The organism is Hartmannibacter diazotrophicus (assembly GCF_900231165.1).
Classification (GTDB): domain Bacteria; phylum Pseudomonadota; class Alphaproteobacteria; order Rhizobiales; family Pleomorphomonadaceae; genus Hartmannibacter; species Hartmannibacter diazotrophicus.
Window position 1 is genome coordinate 626,925 of sequence record NZ_LT960614.1, and the last position, 24,191, is coordinate 651,115.

Genomic DNA, 24,191 nt, shown 5'->3' on the forward strand with positions numbered 1-24,191 from the left:
TTGCTATAGATCGCATGAACCTCAATCAGCTCCGCTTCGTGAGCGCCCTTGCTCAGCACGGATCCTTCACGAAAGCCGCGTCGGCCTGTGCCGTCACGCAGCCGACGCTGTCGAACGCGATCGCGCTTCTGGAAGAGGAACTCGGCCAGAAGCTCTTCGTGCGCACGACGCGCAAGGTGACGCTGACGGCTTTCGGCGCCAACCTGCTGCCGGATATCGAGCGGGTGATTGCCGCCCAGCAGGCTCTGGTACAGCGGGCGGCGGCATTCCTCTCGCCGCAGAAGCGGCTGATCCGCATCGGCACTTCGCCGCTGCTCGACGCGCGCTTTCTCAATCTCCTGATTGAGCCCTTCCGGACCGCCGCGCCCGAGACCGACCTCATCTTCTATGAAATGAACATGGCCGATCTCAATCGCATGCTCGACAAGGAGGAACTGGACTTCGTCTTCGGCGTCGTGGAGCCGCAGAAGGAGCAGCGCCAGAGCACGTTCCTTTATCGCGAGCCCTTGCTCTACGTTCCGAGAGGCAAGGAAAAGCGGCCGCAACAGCAGGACGCCGTCGTTCGCTTCGACGAGATCGCCGGCGAGACCTTCGTTCTGGTGCCCGATGCCTGCGGGCTGACCCGTACGATCCGCCATCTCTTCCGCAGCCACCGGCGCGCGCTCAACGAATATTCCGGCGAGGCGCTGAGCTACCAGGTTCTGGAGCAATGGGCGGCCCTCGGGATCGGCGCCGCGATCCTGCCGAAGTCGAAGCTGACCGCCGACAGCGACGGCGGCATGCGGATCATCGACAAGCTCGGGCAGGAAGTGCTGATCAACTTCGAGGCGGTCTGGAACCGCGGTTCCGGCCGGGTGGGGCACCTCGGCGAATTCGCCAAATATTTGCGCGAGATTGTTCCGGCGGTGGCGAACGGCCTTGCCGACCGGCCGAAGGGTGGCCAGCTCCCGTCCTGATCCTTCTTTCCGGCAAACGCCAAAAGGCCCGCCCCGGTGATGCGGAGACGGGCCTTTCGTTTGTCTTGAAGTCCTCGCCGGAGCACATCAGACGGCTTCCGCCACGCCGATCACGCCGACCGTGACGAGGCTGAGCGCCCAGACGACGTCGAGGTTGAACCAGCTCTGGGACAGGAATTTCAGGCCCAGCCAGAAATAGACGGCGGCGGCGATGATGCCGCCGGCCGTGACCATGGCCAGCGTGTGAACCCCGGCAACCGCGAAGGCCTGCAGGGCGTTGGCGCCCATCAGGGTCGCGGCCGCCTCGTGGCCGGCGTCGCCCGGCACCGCCGTGCAGAGCCCGAGATAGATCGGGACCAGCATCAGCGCCGCGCCATGGGCGATGGCGACCAGGAAGGACCAGAGCACCAGCCGGGACGGCGGCACCCGGGCGAGAAAGCGCGGATGCCGCCGGTAAACGAGCAGGAAAAGCCCGAGCACGAGGACGAAGATCCCGGCGCCGATCTTGATCGGGCGCTCCCAGTCGAGGAGCGTCGTCATCACAGAGAAGGGCGTCAGGATCGCGGCCATGGCGAGGAAATGGCCTGCCCCGAGGGCGAGGAAGGCCGTGGCCAGCGCCATCCGCCGGCGCTCCATCAGGGCGGCCGAGACCGCGAGCGGCCACCCCATGCCGGGGTTGACGCCGTGATAGATGCCGGAGGCCACGACGGCCCACCAGAGGGCCGCCTCGGGATGCGTCGCGATCATCGCGCTGTCAGGCCGAGGGATAGCAGAAGCTGTCCGTCGAACAGTCGCCGCCCTCAAGCCGGATCTGGTGCGACCGGTAGCCCTTCGGGAAGTCGACGAAGAAGTTCGGGTCGAGCGTGAGCCCGCCGTTCGCGCCGACGTCGGCCTTCACCATCGCCGCCGGAACGCCCGCCGGATAGAACTGGTCGTCCCAGGTCGAATAGAGCGAGTTGGTCCAGTAGACATGCTTGCCGTTGCGGCTGATTTCCAGCATCTGCGGCCCGCCGGCAAAGGGCTTGCCGCTCGGGTGCGCCGTTCGCCGGACGATGCCGCCGATGTGGACGGAGCCGGCCAGCACAGGCTTCATCGGGTCGCTCACGTCATACTGGCGCAATTCGCCCGTGCCCCAGCAGGCGACATAGAGGAAGCGGTCGTCGAGGCTGAGGTCGATGTCGGTGACGAGCGGCGGAACGGCCGAAAAGCCCTTGAGAAGGTCGGGCAGGTCCGCCGGGTCGGCGGGCTCGGGCGGAATGGTGATCGTCTTTTCGGCGTGGAACTTGCCGCTCTCGTCGCGCCACCAGGTCCAGATCGAGCCTTCCAGGTTCGTCGTGTCGACGACGACGCCGCAGAAACCGTATTGCTTGATCGGATCGTGGGCGGGCCGCACTTCGAGCGCCATCTGGTGGTTGGCGCCGAGATCGATCGTCTGGATGTTCTTGCGGGCGGCCAGATCCCAGAAGTGAATGCTGTGGCCGTATTTGTTGGAGAGCAGGTCTTCCGGCACGATGCCGTTCTCGTATTGCGGCGGCAGGCCCCATTCGCTGCTCACCATGTAGTTGCGCGGCAGGTTCCACCAGAAATCATACTGCTTGTCCTGCACGCCGCGGTCCATCTCGTAGCGGCCGACGACGTCGAAGGTCTCGCAGTCCATGATGAAGATGCCGGGAGGTCCGTCGGTGCCGTCCGCGCCGCCGCCACCGAGCGTCGAGACATAGATGCCCTCCGGGCCGCAGTGGACGGTGTGCGGGCGCGAGTAGCCGGTCTTGGAGAAGATTTCCTCCGGCTCGATGATCTTGTGGATCTTGGCCGCCTTCGGCCCACCCTTCACGTCGATGACATAGATGCGCGATGAGCGGATGCCGGGGATGATGAGATAGCGCCGCTCCAGAAAGGCATGGCCCGAGAGCGGCGAGAGGGCGGACGAGCAGGCGTTCCAGCCAAAATGGTGAAACTCGTCGCCGGTGTAGGGCATGATCACCTGATGGACGATCTTGCCATAGTCCGGCGATGCCGGATCGACGTCGACCACGGCAAGCCCGTCGGGCTGCGAGCCGTCGGGGCTCAGCATCAGGGTATAGGCCAGCGTCTCGGCCGGCGCCTCCATCGCAAGTTTCGGCGACGCGTGGAATGTCGGGTCTGGTCTGACGGTCATCGGGGTATCCTCTCCCTGGCGCTGTTCTTGGCGGGGCTCTGGGCGGCCCTTCGCAACGCCGTCCGACGCGCCTGTCGTTTGCCGTCATTGATCGGAATTGCCGGCGCCCTGTTCGGGCAGGCGGCCGGTCCGGCGGCTTATGAGACGTTGCTGAAATACACGCTAGTGGAGGTTGCCGGTCGGCTCAAATTGGAAATCTAAATCGTTTATATTCAAGATTTCTATAAATCGAATTCGATATTCCGAAAGCCTATGAAAGCCGTGGCATTGACGGGCCGGGGTCATGGGTCTATCAAGAACCATCGCGTGGTCATTTGAGCCGGCCGGCTTGCCGCCACGTTAAACAATGGGCTAAAAAGGTCGGGTGGGCGCGGAACCAAGTCCGTGGCTCTGTCGAACCCGGACCGGCTTTGCCCTCCGGGTTTTTTCATGCCCGCGTGCCTGCATCCCCTGGGTTCGCGGCTATCTGGATCGATGCTCATGACAGACCGCGCTCTTCATCCCGACACTCTTCTTGTCCACGGCGGCACGTTGCGCTCACAGTTCGGCGAGACCTCCGAGGCGCTCTTCCTGACGCAGGGCTATGTCTATGACAGCGCCGAGCAGGCCGAAGCCCGCTTCACCGGCGACGATCCCGGTTACCAGTATTCGCGGTTCTCGAACCCGACCGTGACCATGTTCGAGGAGCGCATGTGCCTGCTGGAAGGCGCCGAGGCCGCGCGCGCGACGGCGACCGGCATGGCGGCGGTGACGGCGGCGATGCTTTGCCAGGTGAAGGCCGGCGACCATGTGGTGGCGGCGAAAGCCCTCTTCGGCTCCTGTCGCTACATCGTCGAGAACCTTCTGCCGCGCTTCGGCGTGGAATCGACCCTTGTCGACGGCGCGGATCTTGACCAGTGGAAGGCGGCGATGCGTCCCAACACGGTCGCCTGCCTGATCGAGAGCCCGACCAATCCGACGCTGGAACTGGTCGACATTGCCGCCGTTGCCGAGATTGCCCATGCAGCCGGCGCGAGGCTTGTGGTCGACAATGTCTTCGCCACGCCGATGTTCCAGAAGCCCATGCAGCTCGGAGCCGACGTGGTCGTCTATTCGGCGACGAAGCACATCGACGGGCAAGGGCGCTGCCTCGGCGGTGTCGTGCTGTGCAGCGAGGAGTTCCTCAACGATCACCTCCAGACCTATATCCGCCAGACCGGCCCCTCCATGAGTCCCTTCAACGCCTGGGTCCTCCTCAAGGGCCTTGAGACGCTGGGTCTCCGCGTTGAGCGCCAGTCCGCGAGCGCGGCGATCATCGCCGATGCTCTTGCCGCTCATCCGGCGATTGCCAAGGTTCTTTATCCGGGCAGGGCTGATCACCCCCAGGCCGATCTGGTCAAGCGCCAGATGACGTCGGGCTCCACGCTGGTGGCCTTCGAGGTGAAGGGCGGCAAGGCTGCTGCCTTCGCCGTCTCCAACGCCCTGAAGCTGATCCGGATTTCCAACAATCTTGGTGATGCCAAGAGCCTCATCACCCATCCGGCGACGACAACGCACCAGCGCCTTACCGAGGAAGCGCGCGCCGAACTCGGCATCGGGCCGGGCCTCCTGCGGCTTTCGGTCGGCCTTGAGCATCCCGACGATCTCGTCGCCGACCTGACGGCGGCGCTGGACGCGGCTTCCGGGGCCCGTGCCGCCGCCGAGTGATACGCCGTTCACCCGCTCCGGCAGGCCTTCGATGGTGCCGGAGCGGGCATTGGGCTCAGATCAGCGAGCGCTCACGATCGAGAGGATGACTCCGGTCGAGATCGCGACGAGCAGATAGTCGTTCCCTTCCCTGACCCAGCGATGGCCATGCCTCGGCACGCCCAGACCGTAGCGGCGCGGGTCCTTCACGATGACGCCATACCCCTTGGGCAGATGGCCGCCTTTCCTGTGCCAGGCCATGTGCGCCGGCACCTTCTTCACCTCCACTTTCTTCGTCTTGTGCACCTCGACCTTTTTCGGCTGCGGCTTGTGGTGCCGCTCCTGTTCCTGAGGCGGCAGCGGCCGTGTGTTGTCGGCGAAGGCCGGAGCCGCGGACGTTGCGATCATGGTGAAAGCGAGAAGGGCGGCAAGGTGCTTGTTCATATCAATTTCCCTGTGCGAGTCGTTGGACAGGGACTAAAGACCTGCGCGGCGAAAAAGATCGCCGCTCATGCGTATCAGTCTGTTGCAGAAGGCGGATCTGATACAGCTCTACGACAATTGGAAATGCGCGGGTTACGATTGGGTTCGGTTGCTACCTGAAAACGTGGGCCTCGCGGTGCCTGTCGCCCTTCGCACTCTCGTGGCATCATTCGGTTCAAGGACCGGGGGGTATCGAATGCTGCGGCTTTTCCTGAAACGGCTGATCACCTGCCACTGGGTCGTGACCCTTGCGGTCATGTGCGCGAGCGTCATCATCTTCAGCACAGCGTCGGTGAACCTCTTCGTCATGATCAGCGGCAACCTGCGTTTTCTCGCCGAGCATGGGGTGATGGCCGTCATGGAAGGCGCGCTGCACCAGTCGCTGCAGCTCTTCGGCCTCAGCCTCGCGACGGGCGTCAGCTATGTCCTCTTCAAGGCCTGCGAGCACGTGCTGGTGGGCAAGTTGCTGTCGTGACGGCGATGGAGGGCTCCCGTTTGCCGCCAGAAAGCCGCTTCAGCCGAGATTGAGGGCTCCCGCGACGACCCGCGCGATCGCCGAGGCGAAGGTGAGGGCGGCAAAGGCCATCGCGACGACCGGGAACCAGTCGGGCAGGGCGGCCATGATCAGGAAGACGGCGATCGTCTCCGTCCCCTCGGCAAGGCCTGCCACGTAGTAGAGCGATTTCCGGCCTTGGGCGGTCGTCGTGAGCTTGCGCTTCTCCGCCATGATCGCGAAGGCGAGGAACGCTGCGCCGTTGAGATAGAAGCTCGCGAGCAGCACGGCGGCGGCCAGCGCGTTGTGGTCCGGGTCGTGGATGGCGAAGGCGAGCGGAATGAGGCCGTAGAAGGCGAAATCGAGCACGATGTCGAGATAGCCGCCGCGATCGGTAAGATGCGTGGCCCGCGCCACCGCGCCGTCGAGCCCATCGAAGAGCCGGTTGACGGCAATCAGCAGGAAGGCGGCCCAGAAGTGGCCGAGGCAAACCGCAAGAGCCGCGCAAACGCCTGTGGCGAAGCCCGCCAGTGTCACGCCGTCGGCGGAAACGCCCCGCGCCGCGAGGGCCGCGCCGAGGCGGTTGATTGGCGGGTCGATCAGCGGGCGGAGCCTGGAATCGAACATGCGTCGTTTCGGTGCCTCGGTTTGGACGGCTTTCCGCGGGAATCCCGGAGGCGCCATTTTCCGGAGTTGACGAGCCGAAGCAAGCCGCCATATTTCCGTTCTTGATGAAGGAGGCGGCCAATGTTCCGAGCGATTACCCACGATATCGAGGTGAGGGTGACGCCCGTCTACCGGGAAGACGAGTCCAATCCCGACGCCGGCCGGTGGTTCTGGGCCTATACGGTCGAGATTTTCAACGGCGGCTCGCGCGCGGTCCAGCTTCTCTCCCGTCGCTGGGTGATTACCGATGCCAACGGCACGGTGCAGGAAGTGGAGGGCGCGGGCGTTGTCGGCATGCAGCCGATGATCGCCGTCGACGAGCGCTTCGAATATACGAGCGGCTGCCCGCTGCCGACCTCATCCGGCTTCATGCAGGGCGAATATCACATGGTCGACGAGGCCGGTGAGGCCTTCGACGTGGTGATCCCCGCCTTCGCGCTCGATCTGCCGAATGTGATCCGCATCCTGAATTGAGGCCGGAAAGCCTGCGTCAGAGGCCGGCGCGCCGGTGGCGCACGCGGGCGCTGCGCTCGATGGCGGCAACGACCAGCTTGTCGATTTCGAAGCGGTCCTCCATCATCTCGAGGAAGACGAGTTCCTCCTGCTTGACGGAGACGTCGGCCGCAGCAACGTCGACGGCGAGGGCGTAGGCGGTTTCCTTGAGGGGCGGTGTCAGCGCGACATCGATCGCATCGAGGATGCTGTCGATGCCATGATCCTCGCTGAGGGTTTGCACGCAGTGCTGGGCAATCGCCGAGACGTCCCCGACGAACCCTTCGAAGCAGGGCAGCAGCGCCAGGGTGGAGCGGATGCGCGAAAATTCCGCGGCGCTCATGGCGTGGTCTGCGGCCGACGTTGTCACCATCGCGTAGATGAGGGCTTCGTGGGTCGAAAGCGACTTCAAGGGGGAACTCCTGCGGGCTGATCTTGGCTTGCGGTCCATGGCTGTAGGCCGCCACTATATCGCCGCCGCGTCGGTCGAATGCAAGACGCGGCCTGAAGAGGAAAAGGCATCGGGGATGAAGACGAAATGACGGTCCTGAGGATTGTGGCCAATCTGGCGACGCCCGATGTCGATGCGGTCCGGACCTTCTATGAGGAGCTGCTGGATCTGGAGGTTGTCATGGACCACGGCTGGCTGGTGACGCTGGGGAGCGGCGCCGAGCATCGGGCCCAGCTTGGCATTGCCCGCGAGGGTGGTTCCGGCACCCCGGTGCCAGACCTCTCCATCGAGGTCGATGACGTCGACGAGGTTCATGACCGCGCCTGGCTGGAAGGGCACGAGATCGTCTATCCGCTGACCGACGAACCCTGGGGCGTGCGTCGTTTCTTCGTCCGCGACCCGGTCGGCAAGGTGCTCAATATCCTCAGCCACAAAGCGTAGGGCTGAAAGCCGGCAGAGAACCGGGCTCCGCCTGCTGCGCCGACCCTGCTGCGCCGACCCCGCCGCGCCGACATTGACGCGGGGACCCGCACTGCCTACTGTCGCGCGCCCGCGAAAGAGCGGGCTTTTTGTATCCGCACACCCAACACTTGATCGAGGACCTTCATGTCTGCGCTCAGCGCCACCGCATCCGCCATTGATCCCGCGCTTTTCGAAGCCGCCGGCCGCTCCAAGGCCTGGCCCTTCGAGGAAGCGAAAAAGATCATCGCGCGGATCGAGAAACGGGGCGTTCCGGAGGGCGGGGTTCTCTTCGAGACCGGCTACGGTCCCTCGGGCCTTCCGCATATCGGCACCTTTGGCGAGGTGGCCCGCACCACCATGGTGCGCCATGCCTTCCTTCTCCTGACCGAGGGCCGGGTGCCGACGCGCCTGCTCTCCTTCTCCGACGACATGGACGGCATGCGCAAGGTGCCGGACAACGTGCCGAACCAGGACCTGCTGCGCCAGCATCTCGGCAAGCCGCTGACCAAGGTGCCCGATCCCTTCGGCACGCACGAAAGCTTCGGCCATCACAACAACGCCCGGCTTCGCGCCTTCCTCGACCATTTCGGCTTCGACTACGAGTTCGCCTCGGCGTCAGACTATTACGCGCGCGGCATTCTCGACGAGAAGCTCCTCGTGATGCTGGAGCGCTATGACGACGTCATGGCGATCATGCTGCCGACGCTGCGCGAGGAGCGGAGCAAGACCTATTCGCCCTTCCTGCCGGTTCACCCGAAGACGGGCGTCGTGATGCAGGTGCCGGTGGAGGAACGCAATCCGTCGAAGGGCACCATCGTCTGGACTGATCCCGACACCGGCGAACGCTTCGAAACGCTGGTGACGGGCGGTCACGCCAAGGCGCAGTGGAAGCCGGACTGGGCGCTGCGCTGGGCGGCCCTCGGCGTCACCTACGAAATGAGCGGCAAGGATCACATCGACAACGTCAAGACGTCGAGCCAGATCTGCAAGGTGCTCGGCGGCGTGCCGCCCGAGGGCTTCAACTACGAACTCTTCCTCGACGACAAGGGCGAGAAGATTTCGAAGTCCAAGGGCAACGGCATCACCATCGACGAGTGGCTGGCTTACGCGAGCCCGGAGAGCCTCGCGCTCTTCATGTATCAGAAGCCGAAGACCGCCAAGAAGCTCTTCTTCGACGTCATTCCGAAGAACGTCGACGAGTATTTCTCCTTCCTCGGCGCCTATGACAGGCAGGACATCGACGCTCGCCTGAACAACCCGGTCTGGCACATCCACTCCGGCAATCCGCCGAAGGTGGACCTGCCGGTGCCTTTCGCCATGCTCCTGAACCTCGTCTCGGCCAGCCACGCCCATGATCGCGGCACGCTCTGGGGCTTCATCTCCCGCTATGCACCGGGTGTGACGGCTGAAACGCATCCGAAGCTCGACGAACTCGCCGGCTACGCGATCCGCTATTACGAGGATCGGGTGCGGCCCTTCAAAACGTTCAAGACGCCGGACGACGTGGAGCGCGCCGCACTTGCCGCGCTGAAGGAACGGCTTTCGGGCTTGCCCGCCGGGTCGGACTCCGAAACGATCCAGAATGCGGTGCTCGATGTGGCACGGGGGATCGAGCGCTATCAGGATACGAAGAAACTTGGCCCCGACGGCGGCCCGGGCGTCTCGGTGGAATGGTTCTCTGCCCTCTACCAGCTTCTTCTCGGACAGGAACGGGGTCCGCGCTTCGGGTCCTTCGTCGCGCTCTACGGCATCAGCGAGACCTGCGTCATGATCAACGACGCCCTTGCCGGACGTCTCGGCAACGGCTGAGTAGCAGCCGGATCACAGGCCCGCCGAAATGCCGGCGGGCCGACCCTCCGCAGCTAGAAAGCTCCTGCCTTTTGTGCGCAAAATATGTGCGCATCATGCATTTTGAAGTCGGGGCAATCTTATAGTCTTGCCTGAGTGCTCACCGGCAGGCGGCGACGCGAGACCGTGCATCCCTGGATTTTGAGATCGGTTCAAGAGGCGGAAAGGAGCGGCTACTCGCCGGCAGCCGCAATCCGCTCTTCTTCGGTCGTGGTCGGGTGCAGGTGATGGCAGTCGCAGGTACCCGTGTCGCACATGCGGCAGAGCCGCCCGATGTCGCCGCCGTCCTCCACCACCGCATCGAGCAGGCGGTGCAGGAGCAAGTCGAGGGCGCCGATTTCGCTCGGGTTCAGGTCCTTGACGAAGCCTTCGGCCGCAATGATCCGCTTTTCCTGAAGCGTGGAGGCCCGCCGCTTGCCGCGCGAGGTCAGTTCGACCATCACCTCTCGCCCGCCGCGTCGTTGCCGTCGCACGAGCCAGTCCTTCTCCAGCCGGTCGACGAGTCGCACGGCGGCCGAATGCGTGAGTCCGACAAGCTGGGCCACCGTTCCGACCGACTGCGGACCTCGCGCCTTGAGGGACATCAGGGCCGCCGCCGCCGACGGTGAGAGATCCTCGGTCGCGTCATCGGCCGCATCGACGATCGCCTGCGCCAGGGCGGCAAGCTTGTTGGAGACCGGCGTCATGTCGTCCATGCAATATCCCTTTTCCGCTGGGCGCGGCGTCGGGATTGGCCTCCTCCCTTAAAACCGCGTCAGGTCAATCTTTTTTGCATCAGGACGAGATCGAGGAACCGTCCGAATTTTTGCCCGACCTCCGGCATGCGGCCGGTTTCGGAAAAACCAAGGCTGGCGTGAAGCCGGATCGAGGCAACATTCCCCCCCTCGATGCCGGCGACAAGCATGTGCAAACCCGCACGAACTGCCTCATCGATCAGCGCTTGCAGCAGTTTTCTGCCCAAACCCTGACCGCGCGCGGCAGCGTTAACGTAAACGGAGAGCTCGGCGGTCGCCCTGTAACCCTCAAAAGGTCTGAAAGGTCCGTAGGTTGCGTAGCCCAGCACACCACCCCGCTCGCCAGCCACGATAACGGGATAGCCGGCGGAGATGCGAGACTCATACCAACTCGCACGATTGTCCAAATCCACCGGGGTATCCATCCAGATAGCCGTCGTATTGAGCACGGCCTCATTGTAGATCGCAAGGATTTCCGGCAGATCTTCCAGGTTCGCCGGACGGATAATTGTCATGATGTGTCCTCAAAGACATAGATGCGACCCGAACACGAAGCCCGGGCTGTCAATTCGACCTGACTGACGCATTCAGGCGAGTTGCTTGTAGAAGAAGGTTGCCGCGGCCGGTGCGCCATGGGGATCGTAGGCATAGCCGGGAACGGTGCCGTAGCCGATCCAGCCGCAACGCCGATAGAGCGCCTCGCCGGCGCTTCCCGCCTCGGTGTCGAGGATGAGCAGGGTGCGGCCGAGATCGAACGCGCGGCGTTCGGCGGTCTCCAGAAGTCGTCGGCCAAGCCCCTGCCGGCGGGCGCGGCTGTGGACGATCATCTTGCCGATATCTGCCCGGTAGGGGGCATTGGGCTGCGGCGCGAGGGTGAGCACCACGCATCCGACGATGTCGCCGTCCGCCTCGCGCGCAACGAACAGCGTGCGCATCCCGTCCCGCATGGCCGGAAGCTGGCCGCGCCAGAAGCCGAGGGCGTCGTCGTGGCTGATGTCGGCCATGAAGTTCACTGACGCGCCGCCGCGCACGGCGTCGACGAGAAGATCGGCGAGCCCCGGCAGCGCCTTTTCCGCCTCCGCCGCGCTCAGGGCGTCAATATCGATCGATGCCGTGCCGTCATGCACTGTCATGGCTGCAGAAATCCTCGTCTATCAGGTATGCAACTGTTATCAGATCTTCGATTGATGCACCTGATGACGGGCATTGGCACGGCTTATGGATATCGAACAGCTACGGACCTTCGACCGGATCGTTCGCGATGGCAGCTTCACCAAAGCGGCCGCGCGCCTCAACGTGACCCAGGCGACGGTCTCCATGCGCATGCGGGCCCTGGAGGACGTCATCGGCAAGCCGCTGCTGGTGCGCGGGCGCCAGATCGCCCTGACGGAAGCCGGCATCGCCTTTCTGCCTTTCGCGCGTCGCATCCTGTCGACGATGATCGAGGGGCAGAACGCCATTCGCGCCGCCGAACATGGTCAGGTCTCGCTGGCCTGCCTGCGCAGCCTGATCCGCGTGTTGACGGCCGAACCGATCGCCGAATTCGCCGCCGATCATCCCGGCATCCAGCTGACGATCGAGGAGGGGCGGCACCGCGACATCGCCGAGTATGTCCATGACCGCCGCGTTGACCTCGCGGTGATGGGCTGGCCAAACCTCGATCCGTTGCTCGACACCATCGCGCCGATCGCCATCCTTCGCGAGAACGTGCCGCTTTGCGCCTGCCCGGCGCTTGCGGCTGCCATCGGCCCGGAGCCGACGATCGAGCGCATCTTCGATCTTGCGCCCCAGTTCCTGCGCCTGTTCTGGTGGCAGCACATGCCGGAGGCCATCGCCTCGCTCGGTGCGCGGGCCCGCACGATGTCCGCCGCGCCCTATGCGCCGGCCCGTGCGATGATCGAGAAGGGACTGGCGGTTGGCCATCTGCTCGAACCGTTGGTGCGTGATGCGCTCGATGCCGGGCGGCTCGTCGACATCTCGCCGGTCGACATGCCTGTGGTGACGCGGGATTCGGCGCTTGTCGCCGGAAAGCCGGATGCGATGGCCCGCCCGTTGGTCGCCGATCTCGCCGGCCGCCTGATCGCCTCGGCCAACGCCATCGGGATGACGGCGACCGACTGCCGCTGAAGGGCAACCACGCGGGGCAGACGCGAATGAACGGCGCCGCGCGAAAGCGCTCGCCGGGCACGATACGATCAACGTGCGCGGCGAAATCCGGCTTGCCGTTTCGCCTGGCAAACCTGCCTGCCTCATCGCCGGACGGGCGTGGCCGGCGTTGCGGATGGCCGGCGGGCCGCTCCTCCTTTGAACCGGGGTCAAGAATCCGCTGAAATCCGCTTTGCGGTGCACACGCGCAATGCTATCTAGCGCGCCATGACGACCGAACCGATTTCCAACATCCGAAACTTCGCCATCATCGCCCACATCGACCACGGCAAGTCGACGCTGGCCGACCGGTTGATCCAGTCGACCGGCACCTTGTCGGAACGCGAGATGACCAATCAGGTGCTCGACTCGATGGATATCGAGCGCGAGCGCGGCATCACCATCAAGGCGCAGACGGTCCGCCTGATCTACAAGGCCAACGACGGTCAGGAATATGTCCTGAACCTCATGGACACCCCCGGCCACGTCGACTTCGCCTACGAGGTCTCTCGGTCGCTGGCGGCCTGCGAGGGCTCGCTGCTCGTCGTCGACGCCAGCCAGGGCGTCGAGGCCCAGACGCTCGCCAATGTCTACCAGGCGCTCGACAATGACCACGAGATCGTGACGATCCTCAACAAGGTCGACCTGCCCGCCGCCGAGCCGGAACGCATCAAGCAGCAGATCGAGGACGTCATAGGCCTCGATACGGCGCATGCGGTGGAAATTTCGGCCAAGACCGGCCTCAACATCGAAGGCGTCCTGGAGGCGATCGTTACCCAGCTGCCGCCGCCGAAGGGCGACCGCACCGCGCCGCTGAAGGCCATGCTGGTCGACAGCTGGTACGACGCCTACCTCGGCGTCATGGTGCTGGTGCGCGTCATCGACGGCGAACTGAAGAAGGGCCAGCGCATCAAGATGATGCGCACGGGCGCCGTTTACGATGTCGAGCGTGTCGGCGTCATGAGCCCCAAGCTGCTCGTCACCGACCGGCTCGGGACCGGCGAGGTCGGCGTCTTCACCGCTTCGATCAAGGAAGTGGCGGACACCGCCGTCGGCGACACCATCACCGACGAGCGCAAGCCAACGTCCGAACCGCTGCCTGGCTTCCGTCCGGCGCAGCCCGTGGTTTTCTGTGGTCTTTTTCCCGTTGACGCGGCCGATTTTGACGACCTGCGCGCGGCGATGGGCAAGCTTCGGCTCAACGACGCCAGCTTCTCCTACGAGATGGAATCCTCCGCCGCTCTCGGCTTCGGCTTCCGTTGCGGCTTCCTCGGCCTGCTGCATCTGGAGATCATCCAGGAGCGGCTGGAGCGCGAGTTCAACCTCGACCTCATCGCGACAGCCCCGTCGGTGGTCTACAAGATGCATCTGACGAGCGGCGACGAAATCGAGCTGCACAATCCGGCCGACATGCCGGATGTCGTCAAGATCCAGGCCATCGCCGAGCCATGGATTAGGGCCCAGATCATGACGCCCGACGATTATCTCGGTCCGATCCTGAAGCTCTGCCAGGACCGGCGCGGCATCCAGACCGACCTCTCCTATGTCGGGCAGCGCGCCATGGTCACCTACGACCTGCCGCTCAACGAGGTCGTCTTCGATTTTTATGACCGCCTGAAGTCGATTTCCAAGGGCTACGCCTCCTTCGACTATCACCTGACCGACTATCGCGAGGGCGACCTCGTCAAGATGTCGATCCTCGTCAACGGCGAGCCGGTGGATGCGCTGTCGATGCTGGTGCACCGGACGCAGGCCGAAAAGCGCGGCCGGCAGATGTGCGAGAAGCTCAAGGATCTGATCCCGCAGCATCTCTTCCAGATCCCGATCCAGGCGGCCATCGGCGGCAAGATCATTGCCCGCGAGACGGTGCGCGCCATGCGCAAGGACGTGACGGCCAAATGCTACGGCGGCGACGTCACGCGCAAGCGCAAGCTTCTGGAAAAGCAGAAGGAAGGCAAGAAGCGCATGCGTCAGTTCGGCAAGGTGGAGATCCCGCAGGAAGCCTTCATCGCCGCGCTGAAGATGGAAGACTGAGGCGAGAGATGAGCGGAGCCCGTCCGTGAGCCGTGCCTTCACCAGGGAAGGAAGCGGCAGCGACGCCGTCGACAAGCTGCCCGACCGCCCGGTTTCGCCGCATCGCAATCTGGTGACGCCCGAAGGGCTTCGGGACCTCGATGCCGCGCTTGCCGCCGCCGAAGCGGCGCTGGATGCTGCACGCGAGGCGAAGGATGACGACACGGCCGCCCTTGCCGCGCGCGATCTGCGCTATTTCACGGCACGTCGGGCGAGTGCCGAGGTGGTCGCCCCACACGAGCCGGCCGATCAGGTCCGCTTCGCTGCACGCGTGACGATCCTGCGCGAGGACGGCCGGCAGCAGACCTTTCGCATTGTCGGCGAGGACGAGGCCGACCCGGCAAAGGGAAAGCTCTCCTATGTCTCGCCGCTGGCCCGTGTGTTGGCCGACCGGGAGGAGGGCGACGTCGTGCCCTTCGGCTCCGGCGAGATCGAGATCCTCAAGGTCGAATGAGGCCGGACGAGTGGTCCGCCGGATGGTTGAAATGCCGCACATCCTGTTGGCGACGGCCTGCCGCTGGACCGACTGGCGTTACTTGCTGCAGGCGCGGGATCGAGGGTCGAAGGGCCACGGCAAAATGGCGCTTCCATCCCTCGTCATCGCGGGTAATCCGCAACAAAATCGCCCAATTGAGATGAAATCCTAAGCCGGCTGTGTCATGAAAGCTTCGATGAAGCCTGATCTAGTGAGCCGACGAAATCCTTGCGGCAAATCCAGCGGATTTCGATTCGGACGAGGAAAGGCTTGCGAACGTGGACGCCCGGCAACTTCATCCCCAGCGGCTCAACCCGAAGCGACTTGCGGCCAAGATGGCGCCCCTGATGCGCTCGACGGCTTCGGCACTCAAGCTGCCTGGTATGGTGCGGGGCTTTCCGGTAGGACAGCAGGCGGAGATCATGTGCCGGATCGGATCGCTGGAAGCGCGATTGGCGCGCGGCCCCGGAGAGGTCAAGACCGCCCAGCGGCTGCGCTATCACGTCTTCTACGAGGAGATGGCCGCCATCGCGGACGCCGAAACGCTGGCGACCCGCCGCGACGTCGATGCCTTCGACGACATCTGCGACCACCTGCTCGTCATCGATCATGATCCCGCCTCGGCCATTGACGGCGCGTTCGGCCGCCGCAAGGCGCCGATCATCGGCACCTATCGCCTGCTGCGGCAGGGTGTGGCCGACCTCAACGACGGCTTCTATACGGCCGGCGAGTTCGACATCCAGCCGGTCCTCGATCGCCACAGCGCGCTCAACTTCCTCGAGCTTGGCCGCTCTTGCGTTGAAAAGCCCTACCGCAACAAGCGGACGGTGGAACTGCTCTGGGCCGGCATCTGGTCCTATGTGAAGCGCCACGGCGTCGACGTGATGATCGGCTGCGCATCCTTCGAGGGCACCGATCCCGACCGCCTCGCCCTGCCGCTGTCCTTCCTGCATCACCATGCCTCCGCGCCGGAGGAATGGCGCGTGTCGGCCCTGCCGGAACGCTACGTCGACATGAACCGCATGCCGAAGGAAGCGGTCGACATGAAGGCGGCGCTTGCCCAGCTGCCGCCGCTGATCAAGGGATATCTGAGGATCGGTGCCTTCATCGGTGACGGCGCCATCGTCGACCACCAGTTCGGCACGACCGACGTTCTGGTGATCCTGCCCGTCTCGGCGATCAATCCGCGCTACATCTCCTATTACGGGCCCGACGCCGAGCGCCGCGCGGCGTAAAGGTCAGCCGGTGAAGACGAGCCGGCTGTAGCCGAAATAGGTGAACCCCATCGCAACGGCCGAACCGATCGCGACCGCGAGCGGGATCGGCAGGCCTGGCGCGATCAGAATTGCGGTCGCGTAGGTCGCGTAGTTGACGGCGCAGCCCGTCAGCGCGACGGCCGTATAGCGTCCGGCTTCCTCCGCCCGTGAGGCGGATTTCCTGTCCGCGAAGGTCAGGCCGCGGTTGAGAAACCAGGTCGCCAGGACGGCGACGGCAACCCCGCCGATCCTCGCCAGCAGCGGGTGAAAGCCGAACCGCACGAGTGCAAACGTCAGGCCGGCATCGACCAGAAACCCGATCCCGCCGGCAAGGCCGAACTGGGCCAGTCGAGCAAGCAGGGGGTGGAAACCGCCGGTCCGCCTCATGTCCTGAAATCCGTCCCTGTCAGGCAATGTCCCGCCACGGTTCTCACTGCACCGGCAGCCCCGGCACGCCGAGATAGAGAATGCGCTTCTGCTCGACGCGCGACCGGGTCAGGCTGTCGAGGATCATGCCGACCGCCGCCAGCAGCATCGCCGTCAGCATCAGGCCGGTCGACAGGATAGCCGTCGGAAAACGCGGCACGAGGCCGGTGTCGAGATAGGTGGCGATGAGCGGGATGGAGAGCATGAAACCGACGAGGGCAAAGCCGAGCGCGAGCGAGCCGAAGAAGAAGACGGGCCGCGTTTCTTTCAGAAGCTGCACGAACATCGCGAAGATACGCAGCCCGTCGCGGACCGTGCGCAGCTTGCTCTCCGAGCCTTCCTGGCGGCGCCCGTAGGCGAGTGGGATTTCGACGCACGGGATCTTGAGCTGGCTGGCGTGGACACTCATTTCCGTCTCGATCTCGAAGCCGCCCGAGAGCGCCGGGAAGCTTTTCACGAAGCGGCGGGTGAAGGCCCGGTAGCCTGAAAAGATGTCAGTGAAATCGTTGCCGAAGAGCTTGCGGTAAAGAACGTTGAAGCCCTTGTTGCCGAGCGCATGCCCGGCGCGGCCCGCGTCGTCCTCGACCCCCATGCGGGTGCCGACAGCCATGTCGACCCGTTCGGAGATGAGCGCCCCGACGAGGCGCGGGGCATCGGCCGGATCATAGGTGCCGTCGCCGTCGGCCATGACGTAGATGTCGGCGTCAATGTCGGCGAACATGCGCCGCACCACATGGCCCTTGCCCTGGCGCGGTTCCTTCACGACGATCGCGCCAGCGCCGGCGGCGCGCTTGGCTGTCCCGTCGCTCGAATTGTTGTCATAGACGTAAATTTTTGCCCCGGGCAGCGCGCTCCGGAAGCCGGAAACGACGCCGGCGATGCTCGCTTCCTCGTTGTGGCAGGGAATGACGACGGCAAGGTCCAGCCCGTCAAAGACTTCTAACTGCGACATAATTCGAGCACCCCCTGACGCGTCCGGCACCCGGTGGCGCGCGCACGCCAGGCAACACTCGGATAACCGGTGCTTTACCTTTTCTCCATGGAGTTAAGGGCACACTAATGCCGGCCCCTTCCGGGAGCCGCGTCCTTCAAGTTCTCGCGTCTTGGTCAACGAATGGAAAACGGCATCGCCACGCTCGTCTTCAGAAAGCCGGGCAGCACGACTGCGGACGGAACCCGGCACGAGGACGGCCGCACAGCCATCGGCAATACGCTCCTCCCGAGCGTCGCATTGGCGGTTCTCTTTGCCATCGGCATGCTGATCCGCGGCTGGCAGCATGACATTGCCTTCACGCTCGATGATCCCGATTCGGTCATGCGCCTCGTCGAAGTGCGCGACTGGATCGCCGGGCAGGGCTGGTTCGACCTGACGCAGTACCGCCTGGCGCCGCCCGAAGGCGTCTTCATGCACTGGTCGCGGCTGGTGGATGCGCCGATTGCGCTTCTGATGTCCGCCTTCACACCTTTCGCGGGCAGTGCGGCTGCCGAGACCATTGCCGTCAATCTCTGGCCGGTCCTGACGCTCGTGCTCTTCCTCGTTGCGACAGCCATGATGGCAAGAACGCTGGCGGGTCAGGGCGCGGGCCTGCTCGCCATCGGGCTGCTTCTCGCAAGCCCGGCGGTTCTTCTCATCTTCACACCCGGCCGCATCGATCATCACAATTTGCAATCGGCCCTGATGATGCTGATGACGGCGCAGATCTGCTCGATCCGCAACGGATGGCGCCCGGGCCTTGTCGCGGGCATCGCGGCGGCTGCCAGCCTTGCCATCGGCATGGAGATGCTGGTCGTGGTCGTGGTCGGCGCGGCGGCGCTCGGCATCGACTGGACCCGCGAGGGCGAACGTGTCCGTTCCGGCGTTGTCGCCTACGGCCTCGGCTTTGCCGCCGCGACGGCGGCCTTCTTTCTCGCCACCGTTGCGCCAGATCGCTGGATGCTGCCCGCTTGCGACGCCATCTCGCCGGTCTACCTGACGCTGGCCATGGTCGGAGGCCTCGGCATAGCCGCGCTGGCAGGCGTCCTGACGGGAGACCGCCGCGATGGTGCGGCGGGCTATCTGCTGCGCGGCGCAGGGCTCGTCGGACTTGGCTTCCTGCTGGTCACCATCGTTGCCGCCTATTTCCCTGCCTGCCTCGGCGGACCTTATGCCGGGCTCGACCCGCGCCTTGGTCCGATCTGGATGGACGAGGTTTCCGAGGCACAGAATGTTTTTCAGGTCTTCGCCAAGGGGCCGGCGTTTGTCGTCCTCTACTACGGGCCGGCTCTGGCCGTTCTTGCAGGGATTGCCTGGGTCTGGCGCCGTCTGCCCGAGGACGAGCGCGCGATATGGCTGAAACCGGCCGCCATGCTGGTCCTGATGTGGTTCGTTGCCTGCTGGCAGGTGCGCGCCGCGGTCCCGCTCGGTGCGCTGTCGATCCCGCTTGCGGCCGCCCTCCTGTTCAAGCTTCTGGACCGGAGCCTGCCTTCGAGGCGGCGCATCGCGGGCGCGGTTCTCTTCGCAGCCATGCAGCCGCTGGTTCTCTTCGTGGTGATGGCGAATTTCGGCAAGGTGGGCCAGTTGAACGCGTCGGACGACCAGACAATCCTCGCCTGCAAGCAGGATCTCTCGGGCGTGCTGGCGCGCGAAGCCGGAGGCCTCGTCGTCGCGCCCTGGACGCTCGGTGTCCCCATTCTGGCAACGACCGGTGACAGCGTTCTCTCCGCTCCCTATCATCGCGGTGGCGCCGGCATCATTGCGGCCGACCAGATCATGACGGGAACGGCGAAGTCTGCCGAAGGCATCATGGCGGCCGAGGGCGCGCGCTACGTGGCCTTCTGTGCGGGCGAGCCGGGCAGTCGCAAGGTGATGGAACGGGCGCCGGAAGGCCTGCTGGCGGTGCTGGCGGCGGGCAGGACGCCGTCCTGGCTGGAGCCGCTTCCATCGGAGGGGCCTGCCCGCGTCTTCGCCATGCGTCCGGTGCCGGAGGTCGCGGAACCGGAAGTCACCGGCTCCACGAACCCGTTGCCGGACAAGGAGGGCCCCGGTCTGCGCCCGACATTCGCCCCTTTTGGCGGCTGAGATGACGATGCCGGAAACGGGCTGACGGTAGCGGATCGCTGAGCGGCCAAGCGTTTGGGCAAAAGACGGGTTTGAGGGAAAGATGACAATGCGGCGGACATCCTTGCTCCCTGGCGCGCATGGCTTTGACGCCATCCTTACGGCCGCACGAAAAGGCCTTGCGGCGGCGTGCCTGCTGCTGGCCGCTGCCGTCCTGTCCGGCGTGCCGTCACCGGCCCATGCCGACGACACGCCCGCCAAGCAGCTCTTCGGCGCACGCAAGGATCCCGCGCCGCTGGCGCCGCAGGCGATCGGGTCCTACGCCCGGGGATGCCTGGCCGGTGCGGCAGCCTTGCCGATCAACGGCCCCGGCTGGCAGGTGATGCGCCTGTCGCGCAACCGCAACTGGGGGCATCCGTCGCTCGTCGCCTATCTGGAGCGGCTCGCATCGAAAATGGGAAAGGCTGGCTGGCAAGGCCTCCTTATCGGCGACATGTCGCAGCCGCGCGGCGGCCCGATGATCAGCGGTCATGCCAGCCACCAGATCGGCCTCGACGCCGACATCTGGGTCCAGCCGATGCCCGGACATCTGATGAGCGCCAGCGAGCGCGAGAAGACCTCGGCCATCTCCGTGCTCGACAAGACGGGCCGGGCGGTCGATCGCAGGAAATTCACGCCGCAGCTTGAGGCCATGATCAAGACGGCTGCGAAGGACCCGGCGGTGGCGCGGATCTTCGTCAACCGGGCCATCAAGCGGGCGATGTGCGACGATGCCGGCAAGGACCGGTCGTGGCTCGGCAAGCTCCGGCCCTGGTACGGCCACGACGACCACATTCACGTGCGGATCGATTGCCCGAAGGGCTCGCCCGGCTGCAAGGAGCAGGCCGCCCCGCCGCCCGGCGACGGTTGCGGCAAGGAACTCGACTGGTGGTTCACCGACGGTCCGTTCAAGAAGCCGGACAAGCCCGCGAAGAAGCCGAAGCCGGTGACGCTGAAGGATCTGCCGCCGGCGTGCGCCACGGTCCTGACGGCGCAGTAAGCCGCCGGGGCATCACCACCATTCGACCGTCAGCATCGGCCAGGTGACAAGGCATCGCCTCGCCTTGGCGTCGTGGCTCGGCCCGTTGGGCCGAAGCCGGTTGGGGCGCAGATGCATGGCAAAGACGTCGGCCAGCCCGTAGGGGGCGAGCATGTCGAGCCCGCCCGCCGCGTTGCGGCGGACGCCGACGGAATGCGTTGTCGAGGCGTAGAAGAGAAGCGACTCGGCACTGGATGTCAGCGGAGCAATCGGAAAGCCGAAACGCTCCTCGTACCAGAGATGCACCCGGGCCTGATTGCGGACCTCGACGGCCAGCCCGAGCGGACGGCAGGCCGCTTCCATTCGCCGGATGACGCGATCCTCCGCCTCGTAGGACGTGTCGGGATCGAAATAGATGACGTCATAGTCCTTGATGCCGGTCTGGCGCCGATGGCCGGCGATCCGGTTCCAGACCGTCTGGTAGATCGCGCCCGCGACGAGCCAGCCGTCGGGCAGGTCCTGATCCGCGATGAGATCGACGATCGCGGAGAGATCCGGATCGGCAAGGACGATCCCGGCAAGGGCCTGCTGCTGCTCGGCGAGCGAGGCGGTGGCAAGGGCCGGAAGATGCTGGTCCATGTCCTCGTCGCCACTTGGAGCGGAGTGCGGTCATGTGGATTCACAGGAGCGCCTTTCATCGCCGCTCCGCACCATTGAATCCAGTGCGCAACGCCGTCAAGCGCATCCAATAACCGGGTTCTGTTCCTGGCAAAAAGAAGCGCGGCGACAGGGATGACCGCCGCCGCGTTATGCTCTAGCCGCGCAGGGTGGCTCCGGTCGCCTTGGAGACCGCCGCGACGACATCCTGGCCGAGCTTCTCGATCTCCTCGTCGGTGAAGGTCTTGCCCTGCGGCACCAGCGTCACCTCGATGGCGACCGACTTCTGCCCCTCGCCGACATGCTCGCCGCGATAGACGTCGAAGATGTTGACCGCGCCGATTGCCTGCTTGGCCGCGCCCTGCGCCGCGCGGATGATCCGCGCCGCTTCCACCGTGTCATCGACGATGAAGGCAAAGTCGCGCTTCACCGGCATCAGGTCGGAGGCCGCGAGCGGCGGCTTCGCCTTGGTGGGCTTGGCCTTCGGCAGCGGCACGTTGTCGAGGATCACCTCGAAACCGACGATCGGTCCGGCCACATCGAGCTTTTCAAGGGCGCCGGGATGCAACTCGCCGAAATGGCCGAGGACGACCTTGGGGCCGAGCTGGATCGTGCCCGAGCGGCCCGGGTGGAACCAGGACGGCGCACCCTTGACCACCTGCACCTTGGAGGTATCCATGCCCGCAGACTCCAGCACCGCCAGTGCATCGGCCTTGGCGTCGAAGACGTCGACCACCGGCGCATTGCCGGACCAGTGCCGGCCGTCGCCGGAGATCACCGCCGTGCCCTTGCGGATGCCGGTCGCGGCAATGAACTGCTCCTCGGGCTTGTCGCCCTTGAAGATCTGGCCGACCTCGAAGAGCGCGACGTCGTTGAAGCCGCGATCGGCGTTGCGGCCCGCCGCCGCGATCAGGCCTGGCAGAAGGCTCGGGCGCATGTCGCTCATTTCCGACGAGATCGGGTTGGCGAGCGCAAGCTCCGGCGCGCCGCCGCCGAACATGTCGGCCTGCAGCTTGGACAGGAACGACCACGTCACCGCTTCGACGAGCCCGCGCGCGGCGAGTGCCCGCTTGGACCGCCGCGTGCGGATCTGGATGGGGGTCAGAACCTTCTGGCCGACGACCTCGCTGCCGGGCAGGGGAGTCGGCTTCACCCGGTCGACGCCGGCGATGCGCACGACCTCTTCCACGAGGTCGGCCTTGCCGTGAACGTCGGGACGCCAGGACGGCACCGCCACCTTGACCGTGTCGCCCATGCCCGAGACCCAGAAGCCGAGCATCTTCAGGATGACGTTGATCTCGGTCACCGGAACGTCGAGGCCCGAAAGGCGCTTGACCTCGGAGAGCGGCAGGTCGATCGCCCGGTCGACGATCGGCTGGTTGCCGGCGACGATCGAGCGCGACGGGTCGCCGCCGCAAAGCTCGGTCACGTAGCGGGTCGCAAGCTCCAGCCCCTCGATGACGAAGGCCGGGTCGATGCCGCGCTCGAAGCGGTAGCGGGCGTCGGAGTTGATGCCCGTGCGGCGGCCCGTCCGCGCCGTGCGGTTCGGATCGAAATAGGCGCTCTCGATCAGGACCTCGGTCGTCTCTTCCGTGACACCGGAGTATTCGCCGCCCATGACGCCGCCAAGGCCGAGCACGCGGGCGTCGTCCGCGATCACCGTCATTTCCTCGTCGACCTCATAGGTCTTGCCGTCGAGCGCGACAAAGCTCTCCCCGGCCTTGCCGAGGCGGGCGCGAACCGTGCCGGTGAGCTTGGAGACGTCGTAGACGTGCAACGGCCGGCCGTGGTCGTAGGAGATGTAGTTGGTGATGTCGACGAGCGCCGAGATCGGGCGAAGGCCGATGGCGCGCAGCCGCTTCTGCATCCAGGTCGGCGAGGGGACGTTCTTCACGCCCTTGACGATGCGTCCGGCGAAGACCGGGCAGGCATCGGCCTTGTCCTCGGGGAAGTCGAGGGCGATCGGCACCGGGCATTCGAAGCCCGAATGGAAAGGCGTGATCGTCTCTTCCTTGAGCCGGCCGAGGCCGCGGGCGGCAAGGTCGCGCGCGATGCCGCGCACGCCGAGGCAGTCCGGCCGGTTCGGCGTGATCGCGATCTCGATCATCGGGTCGGCAAGGTCGGCATAGTCGATGAACCGCGCGCCGATCGGGGCGTCGGACGGCAGGTCGATGATGCCGCTGTGCTCGTCGGAAAGCTCAAGCTCGCGCTCCGAGCACATCATGCCGTGGCTCTCGACGCCGCGGATGTTGCCGACCGACAGCGTGACGTCGATGCCGGGCACATAGGCGCCGGGCGCCGCGAAGACGCCGACGAGGCCTGCGCGGGCGTTGGGCGCGCCGCAGACGACCTGGATCGGCTCGCCGTCGCCGGTGGCGACCCGGAGCACCTGCAGCTTGTCGGCATTCGGGTGCTTCTCGGCCGAGAGCACCTTGGCGATGCGGAAGGTGCCGAGCGCTTTCGCCGGATCGACGACATTCTCGACCTCAAGGCCGACCATCGTCAGCGCATCGACCACATCGTCGAGGCTCGCGTCGGTGTCGAGGTGATCCTTCAGCCAGGCGAGGGTGAACTTCATGGGACTTGGTTCCTGTTGGGCCGTTGCGCCGTTGGGCGTCGGCCACCTTCAATTCGGCTTGTCTTCGCGCCGTGCGGAAACGGCAGGCGAAGACAGGAGACATGCGGCGGCGAAGCGT

At 65.2% G+C, this 24,191-nt stretch carries 24 protein-coding genes and 1 riboswitch; of the genes, 12 read left to right on the plus strand and 12 right to left on the minus strand.

Annotated features, from left to right (window positions below):
* The first annotated feature begins 14 nt into the window (after positions 1 to 14).
* On the plus strand, positions 15 to 956 hold the full coding sequence (locus tag HDIA_RS02890) for a LysR family transcriptional regulator (protein WP_099554179.1): 942 nt from the start codon (positions 15 to 17) through the stop codon (positions 954 to 956).
* 87 nt (positions 957 to 1,043) lie between these two features.
* Here HDIA_RS02890 and HDIA_RS02895 read toward each other — a convergent pair whose 3' ends face one another.
* Together HDIA_RS02895 and HDIA_RS02900 are read right to left on the minus strand one after the other, a co-directional pair.
* Positions 1,044 to 1,703 carry a hypothetical protein gene (locus HDIA_RS02895; RefSeq protein WP_099554180.1) on the minus strand — a complete coding sequence of 220 codons (660 nt, stop codon included), beginning with the start codon at positions 1,701 to 1,703 and terminating at the stop codon, positions 1,044 to 1,046.
* A 7-nt stretch (positions 1,704 to 1,710) separates the two neighbouring features.
* Positions 1,711 to 3,114 (minus strand): selenium-binding protein SBP56-related protein, encoded by a 1,404-nt coding sequence (locus HDIA_RS02900; protein ID WP_099554182.1) that lies wholly within the window; start codon positions 3,112 to 3,114, stop codon positions 1,711 to 1,713.
* Positions 3,115 to 3,410: 296 nt separating this feature from the next.
* Positions 3,411 to 3,490, plus strand: a riboswitch (SAM riboswitch).
* 104 nt (positions 3,491 to 3,594) lie between these two features.
* On the opposite strand from HDIA_RS02900, the gene HDIA_RS02905 reads away from it, so the two are divergent.
* Positions 3,595 to 4,800 (plus strand): O-succinylhomoserine sulfhydrylase, encoded by a 1,206-nt coding sequence (locus tag HDIA_RS02905; RefSeq protein WP_245884136.1) that lies wholly within the window; start codon positions 3,595 to 3,597, stop codon positions 4,798 to 4,800.
* A 60-nt stretch (positions 4,801 to 4,860) separates the two neighbouring features.
* Here HDIA_RS02905 and HDIA_RS02910 read toward each other — a convergent pair whose 3' ends face one another.
* Entirely contained in the window at positions 4,861 to 5,223 is a 363-nt protein-coding gene (locus tag HDIA_RS02910) for an RcnB family protein (protein ID WP_099554186.1), read from the minus strand.
* 235 nt (positions 5,224 to 5,458) lie between these two features.
* Here HDIA_RS02910 and HDIA_RS02915 point away from each other — a divergent pair, with 235 nt between their 5' ends.
* Entirely contained in the window at positions 5,459 to 5,737 is a 279-nt protein-coding gene (locus HDIA_RS02915) for a hypothetical protein (protein ID WP_099554188.1), read from the plus strand.
* A gap of 39 nt (positions 5,738 to 5,776) precedes the next feature.
* Here the strand turns inward: HDIA_RS02915 and HDIA_RS02920 are convergent, their stop codons facing one another.
* Complete coding sequence (locus tag HDIA_RS02920) at positions 5,777 to 6,382, minus strand: CDP-alcohol phosphatidyltransferase family protein (protein WP_099554190.1); 606 nt, start codon at positions 6,380 to 6,382, stop codon at positions 5,777 to 5,779.
* 120 nt (positions 6,383 to 6,502) lie between these two features.
* On the opposite strand from HDIA_RS02920, the gene apaG reads away from it, so the two are divergent.
* Positions 6,503 to 6,895 carry a Co2+/Mg2+ efflux protein ApaG gene (gene apaG / locus HDIA_RS02925; protein WP_099554192.1) on the plus strand — a complete coding sequence of 131 codons (393 nt, stop codon included), beginning with the start codon at positions 6,503 to 6,505 and terminating at the stop codon, positions 6,893 to 6,895.
* A 16-nt stretch (positions 6,896 to 6,911) separates the two neighbouring features.
* On the opposite strand, the gene HDIA_RS02930 is transcribed toward apaG, so the two are convergent.
* Entirely contained in the window at positions 6,912 to 7,325 is a 414-nt protein-coding gene (locus HDIA_RS02930) for a tellurite resistance TerB family protein (protein ID WP_245884138.1), read from the minus strand.
* A 126-nt stretch (positions 7,326 to 7,451) separates the two neighbouring features.
* On the opposite strand from HDIA_RS02930, the gene HDIA_RS02935 reads away from it, so the two are divergent.
* Together HDIA_RS02935 and HDIA_RS02940 are read left to right on the plus strand one after the other, a co-directional pair.
* Positions 7,452 to 7,805, plus strand: coding sequence for a VOC family protein (locus HDIA_RS02935; protein WP_099554196.1), 354 nt, complete (start codon positions 7,452 to 7,454; stop codon positions 7,803 to 7,805).
* Between the two features lie 165 nt (positions 7,806 to 7,970).
* Entirely contained in the window at positions 7,971 to 9,635 is a 1,665-nt protein-coding gene (locus HDIA_RS02940) for a lysine--tRNA ligase (RefSeq protein WP_099554198.1), read from the plus strand.
* A 212-nt stretch (positions 9,636 to 9,847) separates the two neighbouring features.
* Here HDIA_RS02940 and HDIA_RS02945 read toward each other — a convergent pair whose 3' ends face one another.
* From HDIA_RS02945 to HDIA_RS02955, 3 genes are all read right to left on the minus strand, one after another.
* Positions 9,848 to 10,369 (minus strand): MarR family transcriptional regulator, encoded by a 522-nt coding sequence (locus HDIA_RS02945; protein ID WP_099554200.1) that lies wholly within the window; start codon positions 10,367 to 10,369, stop codon positions 9,848 to 9,850.
* Between the two features lie 59 nt (positions 10,370 to 10,428).
* A complete protein-coding gene (locus HDIA_RS02950; RefSeq protein ID WP_425432921.1) occupies positions 10,429 to 10,923 on the minus strand; it encodes a GNAT family N-acetyltransferase in 495 nt (164 codons plus the stop codon).
* 72 nt (positions 10,924 to 10,995) lie between these two features.
* The gene (locus tag HDIA_RS02955; protein WP_099554205.1) at positions 10,996 to 11,541 is read right to left on the minus strand and encodes a GNAT family N-acetyltransferase; all 546 of its coding nucleotides are present in this window, start codon (positions 11,539 to 11,541) and stop codon (positions 10,996 to 10,998) included.
* 85 nt (positions 11,542 to 11,626) lie between these two features.
* On the opposite strand from HDIA_RS02955, the gene HDIA_RS02960 reads away from it, so the two are divergent.
* The 4 genes from HDIA_RS02960 to olsB all read left to right on the plus strand — a co-directional run bounded on the left by HDIA_RS02960 (position 11,627) and on the right by olsB (position 16,336).
* On the plus strand, positions 11,627 to 12,535 hold the full coding sequence (locus tag HDIA_RS02960; RefSeq protein ID WP_099554206.1) for a LysR family transcriptional regulator: 909 nt from the start codon (positions 11,627 to 11,629) through the stop codon (positions 12,533 to 12,535).
* 246 nt (positions 12,536 to 12,781) lie between these two features.
* On the plus strand, positions 12,782 to 14,587 hold the full coding sequence (gene lepA, locus HDIA_RS02965; protein WP_099554208.1) for a translation elongation factor 4: 1,806 nt from the start codon (positions 12,782 to 12,784) through the stop codon (positions 14,585 to 14,587).
* Positions 14,588 to 14,612: 25 nt separating this feature from the next.
* Complete coding sequence (greA, locus tag HDIA_RS02970) at positions 14,613 to 15,080, plus strand: transcription elongation factor GreA (RefSeq protein WP_099554209.1); 468 nt, start codon at positions 14,613 to 14,615, stop codon at positions 15,078 to 15,080.
* A gap of 404 nt (positions 15,081 to 15,484) precedes the next feature.
* The gene (gene olsB / locus HDIA_RS02975) at positions 15,485 to 16,336 is read left to right on the plus strand and encodes a l-ornithine N(alpha)-acyltransferase (protein ID WP_245884336.1); all 852 of its coding nucleotides are present in this window, start codon (positions 15,485 to 15,487) and stop codon (positions 16,334 to 16,336) included.
* A 3-nt stretch (positions 16,337 to 16,339) separates the two neighbouring features.
* Here the strand turns inward: olsB and HDIA_RS02980 are convergent, their stop codons facing one another.
* Entirely contained in the window at positions 16,340 to 16,744 is a 405-nt protein-coding gene (locus HDIA_RS02980; protein WP_099554211.1) for a GtrA family protein, read from the minus strand.
* A gap of 43 nt (positions 16,745 to 16,787) precedes the next feature.
* Complete coding sequence (locus tag HDIA_RS02985; protein WP_099554213.1) at positions 16,788 to 17,735, minus strand: glycosyltransferase; 948 nt, start codon at positions 17,733 to 17,735, stop codon at positions 16,788 to 16,790.
* Between the two features lie 162 nt (positions 17,736 to 17,897).
* Between HDIA_RS02985 and HDIA_RS02990 the strand changes: the two genes are divergently transcribed.
* Both HDIA_RS02990 and mepA read left to right on the plus strand, forming a co-directional pair.
* Positions 17,898 to 19,841: a hypothetical protein gene (locus HDIA_RS02990; protein ID WP_099554214.1), complete on the plus strand. Its 1,944-nt coding sequence runs from the start codon at positions 17,898 to 17,900 to the stop codon at positions 19,839 to 19,841.
* An 88-nt stretch (positions 19,842 to 19,929) separates the two neighbouring features.
* A complete protein-coding gene (gene mepA, locus HDIA_RS02995) occupies positions 19,930 to 20,859 on the plus strand; it encodes a penicillin-insensitive murein endopeptidase (RefSeq protein WP_099554216.1) in 930 nt (309 codons plus the stop codon).
* Positions 20,860 to 20,871: 12 nt separating this feature from the next.
* Here mepA and HDIA_RS03000 read toward each other — a convergent pair whose 3' ends face one another.
* Entirely contained in the window at positions 20,872 to 21,477 is a 606-nt protein-coding gene (locus HDIA_RS03000; RefSeq protein WP_099554218.1) for a nucleotidyltransferase family protein, read from the minus strand.
* 175 nt (positions 21,478 to 21,652) lie between these two features.
* Positions 21,653 to 24,073, minus strand: a complete 2,421-nt coding sequence (gene pheT / locus HDIA_RS03005) for a phenylalanine--tRNA ligase subunit beta (protein ID WP_099554220.1) — start codon at positions 24,071 to 24,073, stop codon at positions 21,653 to 21,655.
* Positions 24,074 to 24,191 lie beyond the last annotated feature (118 nt).

What these genes read in the sequence shown, in the direction of transcription:
- pheT (WP_099554220.1), bottom strand. Translation starts at nt 24,073, where the DNA reads ATGAAGTTCACCCTCGCCTGGCTGAAGGATCACCTCGACACCGACGCG.
- mepA (WP_099554216.1), top strand. Translation starts at nt 19,930, where the DNA reads ATGCGGCGGACATCCTTGCTCCCTGGCGCGCATGGCTTTGACGCCATC.
- HDIA_RS02905 (WP_245884136.1), top strand. Translation starts at nt 3,595, where the DNA reads ATGACAGACCGCGCTCTTCATCCCGACACTCTTCTTGTCCACGGCGGC.
- HDIA_RS02915 (WP_099554188.1), top strand. Translation starts at nt 5,459, where the DNA reads ATGCTGCGGCTTTTCCTGAAACGGCTGATCACCTGCCACTGGGTCGTG.
- HDIA_RS02990 (WP_099554214.1), top strand. Translation starts at nt 17,898, where the DNA reads ATGGAAAACGGCATCGCCACGCTCGTCTTCAGAAAGCCGGGCAGCACG.
- HDIA_RS02940 (WP_099554198.1), top strand. Translation starts at nt 7,971, where the DNA reads ATGTCTGCGCTCAGCGCCACCGCATCCGCCATTGATCCCGCGCTTTTC.
- HDIA_RS02935 (WP_099554196.1), top strand. Translation starts at nt 7,452, where the DNA reads ATGACGGTCCTGAGGATTGTGGCCAATCTGGCGACGCCCGATGTCGAT.
- apaG (WP_099554192.1), top strand. Translation starts at nt 6,503, where the DNA reads ATGTTCCGAGCGATTACCCACGATATCGAGGTGAGGGTGACGCCCGTC.
- HDIA_RS02985 (WP_099554213.1), bottom strand. Translation starts at nt 17,735, where the DNA reads ATGTCGCAGTTAGAAGTCTTTGACGGGCTGGACCTTGCCGTCGTCATT.
- HDIA_RS02945 (WP_099554200.1), bottom strand. Translation starts at nt 10,369, where the DNA reads ATGGACGACATGACGCCGGTCTCCAACAAGCTTGCCGCCCTGGCGCAG.
- HDIA_RS02895 (WP_099554180.1), bottom strand. Translation starts at nt 1,703, where the DNA reads ATGATCGCGACGCATCCCGAGGCGGCCCTCTGGTGGGCCGTCGTGGCC.
- HDIA_RS02955 (WP_099554205.1), bottom strand. Translation starts at nt 11,541, where the DNA reads ATGACAGTGCATGACGGCACGGCATCGATCGATATTGACGCCCTGAGC.
- HDIA_RS02950 (WP_425432921.1), bottom strand. Translation starts at nt 10,923, where the DNA reads ATGACAATTATCCGTCCGGCGAACCTGGAAGATCTGCCGGAAATCCTT.
- HDIA_RS02980 (WP_099554211.1), bottom strand. Translation starts at nt 16,744, where the DNA reads ATGAGGCGGACCGGCGGTTTCCACCCCCTGCTTGCTCGACTGGCCCAG.
- HDIA_RS02910 (WP_099554186.1), bottom strand. Translation starts at nt 5,223, where the DNA reads ATGAACAAGCACCTTGCCGCCCTTCTCGCTTTCACCATGATCGCAACG.
- lepA (WP_099554208.1), top strand. Translation starts at nt 12,782, where the DNA reads ATGACGACCGAACCGATTTCCAACATCCGAAACTTCGCCATCATCGCC.
- HDIA_RS02920 (WP_099554190.1), bottom strand. Translation starts at nt 6,382, where the DNA reads ATGTTCGATTCCAGGCTCCGCCCGCTGATCGACCCGCCAATCAACCGC.
- HDIA_RS02890 (WP_099554179.1), top strand. Translation starts at nt 15, where the DNA reads ATGAACCTCAATCAGCTCCGCTTCGTGAGCGCCCTTGCTCAGCACGGA.
- HDIA_RS03000 (WP_099554218.1), bottom strand. Translation starts at nt 21,477, where the DNA reads ATGGACCAGCATCTTCCGGCCCTTGCCACCGCCTCGCTCGCCGAGCAG.
- HDIA_RS02960 (WP_099554206.1), top strand. Translation starts at nt 11,627, where the DNA reads ATGGATATCGAACAGCTACGGACCTTCGACCGGATCGTTCGCGATGGC.
- HDIA_RS02900 (WP_099554182.1), bottom strand. Translation starts at nt 3,114, where the DNA reads ATGACCGTCAGACCAGACCCGACATTCCACGCGTCGCCGAAACTTGCG.
- olsB (WP_245884336.1), top strand. Translation starts at nt 15,485, where the DNA reads ATGGTGCGGGGCTTTCCGGTAGGACAGCAGGCGGAGATCATGTGCCGG.